This is a genomic window from Lactobacillus ultunensis DSM 16047 (assembly GCF_001436305.1).
In the GTDB taxonomy this organism is placed as follows: Bacteria; Bacillota; Bacilli; order Lactobacillales; family Lactobacillaceae; genus Lactobacillus; species Lactobacillus ultunensis.
Genome location: NZ_AZFO01000005.1, coordinates 23,552 through 35,928, shown reverse-complemented (window position 1 = coordinate 35,928; position 12,377 = coordinate 23,552). Strand labels below are relative to the sequence as shown.

The following is a 12,377-nucleotide window of genomic DNA, read 5'->3' as shown; positions in this document are numbered from 1 at the left end:
ACCCTAATTAGTGATTAAAAATTAGCCTTGAAGTTCAAGTTGACCGGTTTATCAAAGGTAACTTGAGTTACTTCATACGTTAAAGTTTCAATATATTCAACTAACGGCCGACTAAGAAGTTGCCAGTCAGCATTATCAATATCGGTACCATCACCATGGTAGCCCTTAATTTGCACGATTTGGTGAATTGCACCGCTAACTTCAAATTCCACCGGCTCTGGTATTACATCAAAGAAAACAGCAACATCATAGTAACTGCCATCTTCTTCGGAGTGAGTATCATCACCACTAACATCAAGTTTTCTAATACCAGGCTTAACATCGCTTTTGGCAACTGCCTTTTCATCAGTTAAATCATAGTGAAATGACTGTACAGTAACTGGGGTTCCTTTCTTAAAATCCATTATTTCTTATCTCCTAAATTACGTTCATATCTTTCAGGACGATTATAATCATCCTTCAATTTATCATTTTCATAGTGGTGTGCGGTTTCCATATTTGGAAAACCTTGTTGACGCAATGCCTCAAGCAACACCATTGCAACTGAATTGGACAAATTATAGCAACGAATATTATTAGACATTGGAATTCTTAAATTACGATCATAATATTCGCGCATAAATGTTTCTGGCAAGCCAGTTGTCTCTTTACCGAAAACAAAATAGTAATTCTTTTTAGGATCGGTATAATCAACTTCTGCATAATTTTTAGATGAGAATTTTGAAATTAAATACATTTCATCATTTGGACCCAAAGTCTTTAAAAATGCATCCAAATCATCGTGCATACGCACATCCACCTTGTCCCAATAGTCCAAACCAGCTCGTTTCATTTTTTTATTGTCAATTTGAAACCCTAATGGTTCAATCAAATCTAAAACCGTATTTGTTCCAGCACAAGTACGAGCTATATTTCCTGTATTAGCAGGCATCAATGGTTCATATAAAACTACATGATTTGTCATTCAAAAACTCCTTAATCAAAAAAGCGCAGCTTTAAGCCACGCTTTAAAACTATTTAGCATCATTTTTTACTTTTTTATCTGCATCCCCCGCGGCTAAAGAAGCAGCATCCGTTTCGCTAAAAATTTCAGATTCTCTTCGATAATAATTGTACACGCGAGACACAATAATCTTCAAGATTGCGTAAATTGGAATTCCAAAAATTACACCCCAAAGTCCCCAAACAGAACTTGCACCAATTAAAAGTAAAATTGTTGTTACAGGATGCATTTCCATCTTATTCCCCATTACTAATGGACTCAAAATTCTTGTTTCAATTGCTTGCTCAATTACAAAAATAACTAGAACCTTAATCAACATTGGTACTGAAGTCATTACAGCAATTACAATTACAGGAATCAAAGCCAATGGCGTTCCGAAATAAGGAATCAAATTCATAAAACCAGCCAAAATAGCTAAAGCCAAACCATAAGGCAACCCAATGACTATATAGCCAATTGTAAACATAACTCCAACCCAGAAAGCTACAGTAATTTGTCCTCGAATATAGGAAGCTAAAGCATAATTAATATCATAAAGCAATTTGCTAAAACTTGCTTGCCAATTTTCAGGTGCAAATTTAGTAATGTATGGTCGAAGCTGATGACCATCTTTCAACATAAAGAACAAGATAAATGGAGCTGTAAGCAAAGTCATCACAATCATAGTAATGATACTTACTGCTGATGAAATATTACCCAAAGTTGCATTTACAGTACTTTGTCCTGATTTAAACAAAGTTCTCTGAGTATTATCAATCATGCTCTTAAGGCTACCTTTTACCGGCGACAGTCTTGGATCACGCAGCGCGCTTTGTGTCGTATTAACTGCATCATTCCAAATGTGGGGCCAATTTTTAACCAAAGAATTAATCTGATTCTGCGCCATAGGAACCAAGATGTTGATAATCCAAATTAGAGCAATAATCACAAACAAAAATAGCACGATAATCGTCGCTACTCTTGGTACTTTGAATTTCTTTTCAAACCAATCTACTACTGGATTCATAATGTAGTATTGAATAATTGCCAGTAATAATGGTGGCAAAACCGCACTGAAGAAAACCCAAGCAGGATTCAATACAAAAGATATTTTATTAAAAACCCAGATGATTAAGAAAAACAATAAGATGTTTAATAAAACAATACTAAACCGATTATTTAAAAACCATCTTTTAAATAAGGTTTCTCCCTTATGTTTTTGTTTATAATCCATCTACCTATCCTATTGTTTAAATGTGTTCGTAAACAATATCATCGTCTACTTTAAAGTTAGGCAATGGTTGGTCAGTATCCGGATCAAAGTACACTGCGTTAGCCAAAGGAGTCTTTGAAACTGGACGATTAAAGAACAAGGTTGCGTGACCTAAAGCCTTCATGTTGCTTTCTACCATTGGTCCTACGTAATTTGCTACATAAGTTTGACCATCAACAGTGATAGTGTCACCCTTTTTGAAGACAAAACCACTAACTGGTGTATCGCTACTAAACTTTTGGATGACAGAAACTTCTTCCAAATCTTTATTAGCGCCTTCGCCAAATAAAATTACCATACCGTCTTTGTTATCGACAGCTTTTTTACCAATTTTCTTAATAGTTGAAATCCATTTCATAATTACATATCTCCTTAAAAATAATTTTAGCATAAGAAAAGCCGCTTAAAAACTTAAGCGACCCCAAATTACTGAATATTTTTCTTATGATATATTAACCATTTTCTTGCTTCATCAAGCAAAACCAATGGAATTGGCAACAAGAACAAGAAGATCCAGTCCGTTCCCAATAATGGCGTGGTATTAAACAATTCTTGAATACCTGGCGTAACTGTCAAAATGAAAAATAAGCAGATTTCAAAGATAATCCCATACCAAATATTTTTATTGCTAAATAGTCCCTTCTTGAAAACTGAAGTTGTATTAGTCCGGCAGTTCAATACGTTAGCTACCTGAGTGAAGACAATTGCACCTAATACCATTGTCGTAGCTCTCATATAAACCGGACCACTTGCAGCCAAATTCTTTAATGGCCAACCGTTTTGCCAGTTGACAAAGAAGTAAGCAGCAGTGGAAATAGCGCTGGACAACAGACCATACCAGCAAAATGCTTTGACCATGACACCCTTATTCAAAAGGTGTTCATTTCTTTTACGTGGTGGTTGATTCATCGTATCAGGGTCAGCTGCTTCGGCACCTAAGCCTAAAGCTGGCAACATATCAGTACCTAAGTCAACGGTTAAAATTTGCATGACCGTCATTGGCAACGGAATCAATCCAGCCGAGAACAGGAACAAAACTGATGGAATAGCTTCTGGAACATTTGAAGTCAAAATGTAGGTCAAGAATTTACGAATATTGCTATAAACAGCACGTCCTTCTTCAATCGCAGCTACGATTGAGGCGAAGTTATCGTCCGTTAAAATCATGTTGGCAGCTTCTTTAGCAACATCCGTACCAGTTTGCCCCATGGCAATTCCAATATCCGCCTGCTTTAAAGCTGGAGCATCGTTAACCCCATCACCGGTTGAAGCAACGACTTCACCATTAGCTTGACAGTTCTTAACGATCCGATACTTTTGTTCAGGTGCTACTCTGGCAAAAATGACTTCGTCTTTCAAAGCTTTACGTAATTCTTCATCACTCATCTTCTCAAGTTCAGTACCAGAGATTACCCGCGCTTTATCTGAAGTTAAACCAATTTGTACAGCAACAGATTTAGCAGTCAGTTTAGAATCACCCGTAACCATAATGATTCTAATTTTGGCTCTATGACAACGTTTAACGGCATCATAAATTTCTGGCCGAGGAGGATCACTCATAGTGGTCAAGCCCACAAAGACCAGATGACTTTCAGCTTCATCAATGGTCATCTTATTAATATCTTGATCACGATCAATTATCTTATAGGCCATAGCCATGCTCCGAAGACCACGAGATGCATAATCAGCATTAGCTCTCTTAGCATGAACACGGTCTTTTTCGGTCATTGCACGTACTTTACCATTTTCTTGAATACGATCGCATTGCTTAATCGTATCACTGTATGAACCCTTGGTAAGAATAATATATTGAGTATCATTCCAGCGGTGAATAGTTGACATCCGTTTACGATCAGAATCAAACGGTAATTCACGCAAACGTGGATATTTAACCAATACTTTTTGCTTGTCAAAACCAGCTTTTTGAGCCATGACAATCAATGAAGCTTCAGTTGGCGTACCCAGAATCTTAGGCTTGCCACCATCTTTACTTGGTTGAACAGATGTATCATTATCAAGTGCCGCAATTTGAACTAATTTATGCAGATCTGGATTTTCTTCATACCAAAGCTGCTTTTTATTTAATTCAATCTGCCCATTATTGACATAGCCATTTCCAGTAACGTGATATTCACCAGCTGGCGTCCAAATATAATGAATGGTCATTTGATTTTGTGTCAATGTACCAGTTTTATCTGAACAAATAACTGTTGTTTCGCCCAAAGTTTCAACGGAATTCAATTCCTTAACTAAGGCATGCTTTTTAGCCATTCGTTTAACGCCTTGAGCCAAACTCAAGGTTACAGTTGGCAGCAATCCTTCTGGAATAAACGCAACGATCATCCCCAACGCAAAGATAAATGCCTTAGCAAAAGGATATTTAACAAAGAAGATCGCTGCAATAAGGAAAATTATTCCAATCGTAATTGCAATAACTGAAAGCTGCTTAGTCAAACGATTAAGTTCCGCAGTTAACGGACTAGAAGTTTTAGTCTGCTTTTGCGTTAAACTAGCAATCCGACCAAATTCTGTCTTCATCCCTGTAGCAAAGGCAATCGCTCTAGCAGTACCAGCTCCAACAGTAGTACCAGAATAAACTAAATTGCTTTCCGCATAACTACCTTCACCAGGATCATATTTTACCGTTTTAGATTCAGGAACAGATTCCCCGTTTAATGCACTTTGATCAACCTGCATTGAACTAGCAGAAATAATTCGTGAATCAGCCGGAATCGAATTTCCTGCCTGTAACACAAAGACATCTCCTGGGACTAAATCTTTACTATCAATTTGTTTTTTCTTGCCATCACGGATAACATCCACATAAGTTGGCAACATATTATTCAACGCATCGGTTGCCCTTTTAGCAGCTCTTTCCTGCCAAAAACTAAACAAACCATTAATAATATTAACCAACCAGATGGCTATCCCTAATTCAAGAGTTCCTGACACCACAGCAATAAAGCCTGAGATCCATAGCAAAATCGCCATCATACTAGTAAAGTTCTTGAAAAAGGTTTTCCATTCGGACTCTGCCGCTGCTTTTTTAATAGCATTTTTACCATATTTTTTTAGCCGTCGATCGGCTTCAGCTTGTGATAAGCCGTCAGCGGAAGAGTGTAAGTTGGTAAAGACATCCGTAATATTATTTTGAGCATACAGCTCCCGGATTTTCTTTTCATCCATCTACACACGCCTTCTTTTTTAATAATCTACTTTTATTTGCATTACCTTATACCTATAACTGTAGCACTTTTAAAAAATAAAGAGTTATAAAGCGTCTTCTAATTCACATGGTATACTTAATTCTAGTTAATACTTTTTCTTAAAAATGGAGGTCACACATGAAAGTTTTAATTGGCGGATATACTAAAAAGACTTCAAAAGGCATTTATGAATTGCTTTTTACTGGAGAAAACAACGATGCTCGTCTGGGCAAGGCTGAAAATATTATCAGCGTCGGTGGTCCAACTTATTTTCAAAAAGATGGTGATTTGGTTTTCACTATTAATAATGCAGGGGACGAAGGCGGTATTAGCGTCTTTAAGTTAAGCGATCATGGTTCAAATGAAGTAGATCGCTACCTCACCCCTGGTGCTTCTCCAGCTTATGTTGGGATCGATCGTGAAAAGAAATTAATTTACACCGCCAACTACCACACCGCTGTTTTATCAGTCTTTCACTACAGCGAAAGCGGCAAACTTGATTTAGTCGATCAAGTTACACACAAAGCAGAAAGCTTAGGACCTCGTCCAGAACAAACCGATGGCCCTCATCCACACTTCTTTGATGAAACTCCTGCCGGCAATTTAGTTAGCTGTGATTTAGGTAATGATACCGTTGATTTTTATCGTCTAGAAGATAATAAATTAAAGCACCTAGCTCAATACAAAAATGAAGCTGGATTTGGCAGTCGCCATATTGTTTTCTCAAAAGATGGCAACTATTTCTACGTTGTTGGAGAACTTTCCAGCAAAATCAATGTAGTTAAATTTAACGAAAATACTTGGGAATTTGAAAGCATCGCCACCTACAAGACGATTCCTGAAGATTTCACTGAACATAATGGTGCGGCTGCTCTTTACATTAGTAAAGATGGTAAATATATTTACAACTCTAATCGTGGACATAACTCAATCACTGTATTCAAAATTAATGATGATCATACCTTAAGTCTTGTTCAACGTGTTTCCACCTTTGGCGATTTTCCACGGGACTTCAACTGGGATATTAGTCAAAAATACGTAGTAGCAGCCAATCAAAACACTGACAATGCTACTTTGTACTTAAGAAACGGTGGCAATGGCACTTTGACCCCTATTCAAAAAGATATCGCTGTTCCAGAAGGTACTCGCGTATTATTCACTAAGTAAAATTTTCAATGTAAGTCATGACAATGAAGTCATGGCTTTTTTAATTTTTTAAGTTAAAGTAAAATATAAATATAAATGTAGTGCAAGAAGGTGACAAAGTGAAACAAAAAACAATTCGAATTATTTTATTCATTATAGTTGGCATCTTAGGTTTATTGCTCTTATACAAGCTTTACCTAAGCTACCTACCAGAATTAAGATTGCTAACTCATTTTGATCACCATAATGAGGAATTATTAGTCAAAATGGTGCGCAGTCACGGTATTGAAGATTTAGCCTTTTTATTTATCCTTAATGCTGCCTGCGTAGCCATTCCAGGTTTATCTAACGGGATATTTTGTGTTTTAAACGGCATTCTTTATGGTCCAGCTCTAGGCTTTATTGTTAATTGGATCAGCGACATACTAGGACAAGTTCTTTTAATGGAATGCTTACGTAAGCTTTACGACATTAGGAATATGTCTAACAGTCGAATTTATAAATTGCTTACATCACAAAAATACCCAATGGTAGCTCTCACAATTGGATATTTAATTCCATTTATTCCTAGTGCTACAGTTAGTTACGTAAATGTCATGATTAATAAAGGAAGCCGTAAAAAGCAACTGACTCCTATTGTAATCGGAGTTGCTCCAATGGCCTATCTCTATGCTTATGGTGGAGACTCTATTCTGCACTTAGATAGTAGTCGAATCATTAAGTCAGTGATTATCTTTGTAGTCCTTGCATTGATTGCTGCAGCAATTTTATTTATTATGAAAAGCCTTAAAAAACATACAAAAAAAGCTTGAGTCAAAAACTCAAGCTTTTAATTTAGTTTAAAATTACATCAAGTTAGCTTCTTTAAGCAATTCAGCTACCCAGGTCTTTTTAATCTTTCTCATTCCTGTCTTAACAGCTAATTTTTCTGGCAGAGGCATTTCTTGATCCACCAATTTCTTCTTATCAGACATGTAGTACATTGCGCGAAGAAGTTGACGAATATCATAAATCGAATCAAAGACCTCCGGAACGCCACGATCAACATTAAGCAATGTATAAACAGCTTCCATCGCGGTTCTAACTGAATATTCAGTAGTGAAGACAGTATCTCTAGTTGGTGATTCCGCGAAGTTACCAATAAAGGCAATGTTGACAGAACCTTCTGGTACAACATCTGGACGATCTCCATCGTGACGAGGCATGAAGTAACTAGTGATATATGGCATATAAACTGGAACAGTATTCATGTTCTCTTCACTAGCTAATTCACTGATTTGACTTTCTGGAACACCTAAGTGATATAAAAGTTCTTCTGCAATTTCTTTACCGGTACAATCAACCACTCTCTTCTTAATGTAGTTACCTTCAGTATCTGAATATAAAGCATAAATCCAAACTACAATTTGATTTGGATTTTGACTCTTGAAGTGAGGCTGACGATGAATAGTAAAGCTAAGTTCCCAGTTTGAGTCAACAATAGTGATAATACCACCAGTATTAACCTTACCATCGTAAAGGCTACGCTTGGTTAAGCGTTCAAAGTAAGGTGCAAGCTTCTTGTTTTCCAAAGTTGCAGTTGCGGAAACAAACCAGCTACGTTCTGGCAAGTTTTCACAGAAGACGTCTGGATGACCAAATGCTGGATCTTGCTTAGCCAAGTTTTCCCATAATTTCCATGAACTGCCTTTTGCATGAGTAATTGGAGCTGGTGTATTTTGATCACCATAAGTTGAACTTTCAGTAATTGAACCATTAGTAATGAAGACGATATCATCCGGAGTTAAAGGAATTTCAGTTTCCTTGCCATTTTGAGTCATAACGATCTTTTTAGCAATCTTTTCATTGCCCTCATGATCAACTATTACATTTTGAACGTGACAATCATATTCAAATTTGACACCATGATCCTTCAAGTAAGCAAGCAATGGCTTTACCATAGATTCATATTGGTTGTACTTGTTGAACTTTAAGGCAGTAAAATCTGGTAAACCATCGATATGGTGAATAAACCGCATTGCGTAACGACGCATTTCAGCAACTGAGTGCCATTTTTCAAAGGCAAACATGGTTGACCAGTATGACCAGAAGTTAGTCTTAAAGAAGTCATCACTGAAGAATTCCTCAATAGTTTCGCCCTCTAGTTCCTTTTCTGGTGTCATGATCAATTTCACAATTTCATTAGCACATTTACCTAAGCCATATTGACCATCGCTTGGAAGACGATCACCACGGTTGTAGATTAAACGACAATTAGATGAGTTAGGATCTTCTTTATCAAGCCAGTAATATTCATCAAGGTATGATGCACCAGGAATTTCCAAACTTGGAATTGAACGGTACATATCCCATAAACATTCGAAGTGGTTCTCCATTTCACGTCCACCACGTACAACAAAGCCGGCATTTGGACGCTTAGCACCATCGAGTGAACCACCTGCAACTGGTAATTCTTCTAGGACATGAATATTTTCACCTTTCATTTGAGCATCCCGTACTAAAAATACGGCTGCAGAAAGTCCAGCTAAACCACTACCAATAATATAAGCTGATTTTTTATCTACACCTGCAGGTTTTTTAGGATCTGCAAACGCTTCGTAGTTACCATTGGAATAATACATAAAGACATCCTCTTTTCTGTATGAGTATAGTTTTACCTTATACTTCTTATTCTAAAGAAAACGCTTTCGGGATGCAAGACTTTTAGTAGCTTTGTCTAATAACTTTAGAATTTCTTGTTAATCATTTTTTGCCAAAGCTCATTCATATCTGTTGGTTCTTCTATTGAAATTTCTTTAATTTTTTCATTATCAAAAGGATCTGGAAAACTTAGATAAAAACAATTAAGAGCTTGTCTAGAAAAGTCATCCTCAATTCCATATAAATGATCACCATATAGAGGATGACCTAAATATGCCATATGTACACGAATTTGATGAGTTCTACCAGTTAATAGACGTAATTCAACCAGACTGGCCCCTGATACTTGTTTAAGTACCCGATATTTTGTCTGAGCTTTTTTACCACCTTCAACTACCGCTCTTTTTACACCACTACCTTTTTTACCTATTGGTGCATCAATTACTCCGGTAAGCTTATCCTCTGAAAAATTACCATGTACAATAGCATGATATTTTTTTACAAATTTTTCCTTTCCGATTTTACTAAAACGTGCATGCGCGATAGCATTTTTACCCACCAATACTAGCCCTGAAGTGTCACGATCTAGCCTGGTAATAACATGCGGCTTAAGATTTGACATGTTCTTTTTAGCAAAATAGCCCATCAAGCGATTAACAATAGCATCATTGTCTTCGTAACGTGATGGAATTGACAATACGCCGGCTGGTTTATCTAGAACAATATAATTTTTAGTTTCCAAAACCGGCTTCACAGGATTAGAAGAAGGCTTTAGAAATTCATTTTTCTTTTCTTCACCACTAATGAAAATCACTTCATCTCCTGTCCTTAAGCGAAAACTGAGATATCGTCTTTTATGATTTACTAAAATCATACCGTGATGATATCTTGCTTTAATCAAAGCTTGATGAGAAAAACCATTCTTTAACAAAAAAGAGCCCAATTTCTTTGGGTCTCTTTCTTGTACAATCAACTTAAATAAACTCGTCATTATTTTTTGCTTCTCCAATAAATGCATCTTGAACACGAGCCCAGAAATGATGGTGGCCAAATTGATCAAATTGGATTGAATGTTGAGAAATTCGATATTCAATTTTTTTAGCATTACGCACATCAATCCTTGCACCATCCACAGTCATTACAAAATGGTCCGCATTAGGAATAATTGTGATCCATTGATCAGGTGCAATTACAATCGGAGCGGACAAAGTTCTAAATACTCGATTGTTAATCGAAGCAATTTCAGTCATTTGCAAAGCTTTTAGGCGAGGATGAATAACTGCGCCACCCAATGATTTACTATAAGCAGTTGAACCTGTAGGGGTTGAAACACAAAGTCCATCACCCCGAAAGTTTTCAAATAACTCATCATTTATATAAACATCCGCTTCAAGCGTATGCGACACTCTTTTTACAGCTGATTCATTAACTGCTAGATGATAACGAGTTTCTCCTGATTCCGTTAGCATTTTTATCTCAAGTAAAGGATACTTAGCTGGCTCTCCTTTAGTTAATAAAAGCGCATCAACCATTTTGTCAATGTCATAATTTCGCCAATCAGTGTAAAAGCCTAAGTGACCAGTATGAACCCCTATAAAACGGACTGAATCAACCTGGTTCTCATAGCGGTGAAAAGCATTAATTAATGTGCCATCTCCACCAACGGTAATTACTACATCGGGATATTTGGCATCAAAAACAACATTCTTCTTTTGTAGAATATCTTTAAGACGAGCTACCGTTTCCAGCGTCTTATCATAGTTGTTATGCGCAATCGTTATTTTCATGATTTTTCCTTGCCCTTGTTTTTGGTAAAAATCTTTTGAGCTTCTTGGACCTCATCTTTAATTGATGACATTTCTTCATCCAGCTTATAAGCAGCTTCCGCAGTTGACTTTAACCGTTCAGAAATATCATCTGGATAGACACCTTGATATTTATAATTTAAGGTATGTTCAACAGTAGCCCAGAAATTCATTGCCAAAGTTCTAATCTGAATCTCGGCAATTAACTTTTTCGGACCTTCTGGCAAGTAAACAGTATAATTAATCACCATATGATATGAACGATAACCTGAAGGCTTAGCATTCTGAATATAGTCGCGTTCCTCTACAACTTCCATATCATCACGAGCATGAATTAAATCAACGACTTTATAAATATCGTCAACAAACTGAGTAACAATTCGAATACCAGCAATATCTTGCATATCAGTCTCAATAACATCAGGGCTGATTACTCGCCTGGTCATCTTTTCCTTAATCGAATCTACTGTTTTAACTCTACCAATTACAAACTCAATCGGTGAATGTTCTCCCTTAGTTAAAAAGCCTTGTCTAAGAGAACGAAATTTAACCTTTAATTCGCGAACAGCTTCATTATAAGGCCACAAGAAGTTATCCCAATCTATCTCCATGAGAAAACATTCCTTTCTTAAGCAAACATCTTAATTTTAACATATAATTGTCTTGTACAGTTTGGAGGAAAAACTATGAGTAAAAATCGTGAAATTGAAGCAAAAACACTTTTACAGAAAAAAGTTTATGATGAAATTGTAAACGGATTTCCTATAAAAAGCGACTTTATTCAAGAAAATTATTATTTTGATACTCCCGATGATGTATTAAAAAATCATCGTATCAGTTTAAGAATTAGAATTTATTCTGATCATGCAGAACAAACAATGAAAGTACCAGATCTAAATCCCGTACAAAAGAAATTCCACGAGGTTATCGAAATTAACGATAATTTAGCTTATGATCAAGCAAAAAAACTGGTCAGTCAAAAACATTTTCTTTTTCACGGCAATATAGGACAGTATCTCAATGAGAATTTTGCTACTAAAAAGAATGAACTTTCTTTGTTCACTTGGAGTAAAACTCGCCGTATTTTAATGAATGGTCCTAAAAACTGTGAATTAACTTTAGATGCTACTTCTTATCCAGATGGTTATCAAGACTTTGAACTTGAAATTGAAAATACCAATCCTTCTCTGATTAAAGAAGTTCAAAAGCAACTAGAACAAGATTATGGTTTTAAGCAAACAGCTGCGAATACTAATCAAAACAAAATCGCACGTGCAAGCGCACACAGAAAATAACATATAGAAAATAAAGCATATTTTTTGTCA

At 36.3% G+C, this 12,377-nt stretch carries 12 protein-coding genes; 3 read left to right on the top strand and 9 right to left on the bottom strand.

Annotated elements, in window-relative coordinates:
* Positions 1–14: 14 nt before the first annotated feature.
* The 5 genes from FC57_RS02505 to FC57_RS02485 all read right to left on the bottom strand — a co-directional run bounded on the left by FC57_RS02505 (position 15) and on the right by FC57_RS02485 (position 5,441).
* Entirely contained in the window at positions 15–404 is a 390-nt protein-coding gene (locus FC57_RS02505) for a DUF1149 family protein (RefSeq protein ID WP_007125224.1), read from the bottom strand.
* Positions 404–964, bottom strand: a complete 561-nt coding sequence (locus tag FC57_RS02500; RefSeq protein WP_007125223.1) for a tRNA (cytidine(34)-2'-O)-methyltransferase — start codon at positions 962–964, stop codon at positions 404–406. The genes FC57_RS02505 and FC57_RS02500 overlap by 1 nt, the downstream gene beginning before the upstream one ends.
* A 49-nt stretch (positions 965–1,013) precedes the next feature.
* Positions 1,014–2,216 carry an AI-2E family transporter gene (locus tag FC57_RS02495; RefSeq protein ID WP_007125222.1) on the bottom strand — a complete coding sequence of 401 codons (1,203 nt, stop codon included), beginning with the start codon at positions 2,214–2,216 and terminating at the stop codon, positions 1,014–1,016.
* 16 nt (positions 2,217–2,232) lie between these two features.
* On the bottom strand, positions 2,233–2,613 hold the full coding sequence (locus tag FC57_RS02490; protein WP_007125221.1) for a PTS glucitol/sorbitol transporter subunit IIA: 381 nt from the start codon (positions 2,611–2,613) through the stop codon (positions 2,233–2,235).
* A gap of 68 nt (positions 2,614–2,681) precedes the next feature.
* Positions 2,682–5,441 carry a cation-translocating P-type ATPase gene (locus FC57_RS02485; protein WP_007125220.1) on the bottom strand — a complete coding sequence of 920 codons (2,760 nt, stop codon included), beginning with the start codon at positions 5,439–5,441 and terminating at the stop codon, positions 2,682–2,684.
* A 158-nt stretch (positions 5,442–5,599) separates the two neighbouring features.
* Between FC57_RS02485 and FC57_RS02480 the strand changes: the two genes are divergently transcribed.
* Both FC57_RS02480 and FC57_RS02475 read left to right on the top strand, forming a co-directional pair.
* Entirely contained in the window at positions 5,600–6,628 is a 1,029-nt protein-coding gene (locus FC57_RS02480) for a lactonase family protein (RefSeq protein WP_007125219.1), read from the top strand.
* A 98-nt stretch (positions 6,629–6,726) separates the two neighbouring features.
* Positions 6,727–7,419, top strand: a complete 693-nt coding sequence (locus FC57_RS02475) for a TVP38/TMEM64 family protein (RefSeq protein ID WP_040529348.1) — start codon at positions 6,727–6,729, stop codon at positions 7,417–7,419.
* Positions 7,420–7,452: 33 nt separating this feature from the next.
* On the opposite strand, the gene FC57_RS02470 is transcribed toward FC57_RS02475, so the two are convergent.
* The 4 genes from FC57_RS02470 to yjbM all read right to left on the bottom strand — a co-directional run bounded on the left by FC57_RS02470 (position 7,453) and on the right by yjbM (position 11,663).
* Positions 7,453–9,228: an oleate hydratase gene (locus FC57_RS02470; protein ID WP_007125217.1), complete on the bottom strand. Its 1,776-nt coding sequence runs from the start codon at positions 9,226–9,228 to the stop codon at positions 7,453–7,455.
* A 104-nt stretch (positions 9,229–9,332) separates the two neighbouring features.
* Positions 9,333–10,238, bottom strand: coding sequence for an RluA family pseudouridine synthase (locus tag FC57_RS02465; RefSeq protein ID WP_040529347.1), 906 nt, complete (start codon positions 10,236–10,238; stop codon positions 9,333–9,335).
* Positions 10,222–11,034 (bottom strand): NAD kinase, encoded by an 813-nt coding sequence (locus FC57_RS02460; protein WP_007125215.1) that lies wholly within the window; start codon positions 11,032–11,034, stop codon positions 10,222–10,224. Before FC57_RS02460 ends, FC57_RS02465 begins: the two co-directional genes overlap by 17 nt.
* Complete coding sequence (yjbM, locus tag FC57_RS02455) at positions 11,031–11,663, bottom strand: GTP diphosphokinase (RefSeq protein ID WP_007125214.1); 633 nt, start codon at positions 11,661–11,663, stop codon at positions 11,031–11,033. The genes FC57_RS02460 and yjbM overlap by 4 nt, the downstream gene beginning before the upstream one ends.
* 75 nt (positions 11,664–11,738) lie before the next feature.
* On the opposite strand from yjbM, the gene FC57_RS02450 reads away from it, so the two are divergent.
* A complete protein-coding gene (locus FC57_RS02450; RefSeq protein ID WP_007125213.1) occupies positions 11,739–12,347 on the top strand; it encodes a CYTH domain-containing protein in 609 nt (202 codons plus the stop codon).
* Positions 12,348–12,377: the final 30 nt, after the last annotated feature.

Coding starts and splice junctions, on each gene's coding strand:
- FC57_RS02505 (WP_007125224.1), bottom strand. CDS start 404: ATGGATTTTAAGAAAGGAACCCCAGTTACTGTACAGTCATTTCACTAT.
- FC57_RS02500 (WP_007125223.1), bottom strand. CDS start 964: ATGACAAATCATGTAGTTTTATATGAACCATTGATGCCTGCTAATACA.
- FC57_RS02495 (WP_007125222.1), bottom strand. CDS start 2,216: ATGGATTATAAACAAAAACATAAGGGAGAAACCTTATTTAAAAGATGG.
- FC57_RS02490 (WP_007125221.1), bottom strand. CDS start 2,613: ATGAAATGGATTTCAACTATTAAGAAAATTGGTAAAAAAGCTGTCGAT.
- FC57_RS02485 (WP_007125220.1), bottom strand. CDS start 5,441: ATGGATGAAAAGAAAATCCGGGAGCTGTATGCTCAAAATAATATTACG.
- FC57_RS02480 (WP_007125219.1), top strand. CDS start 5,600: ATGAAAGTTTTAATTGGCGGATATACTAAAAAGACTTCAAAAGGCATT.
- FC57_RS02470 (WP_007125217.1), bottom strand. CDS start 9,228: ATGTATTATTCCAATGGTAACTACGAAGCGTTTGCAGATCCTAAAAAA.
- FC57_RS02465 (WP_040529347.1), bottom strand. CDS start 10,238: ATGACGAGTTTATTTAAGTTGATTGTACAAGAAAGAGACCCAAAGAAA.
- FC57_RS02460 (WP_007125215.1), bottom strand. CDS start 11,034: ATGAAAATAACGATTGCGCATAACAACTATGATAAGACGCTGGAAACG.
- yjbM (WP_007125214.1), bottom strand. CDS start 11,663: ATGGAGATAGATTGGGATAACTTCTTGTGGCCTTATAATGAAGCTGTT.
- FC57_RS02450 (WP_007125213.1), top strand. CDS start 11,739: ATGAGTAAAAATCGTGAAATTGAAGCAAAAACACTTTTACAGAAAAAA.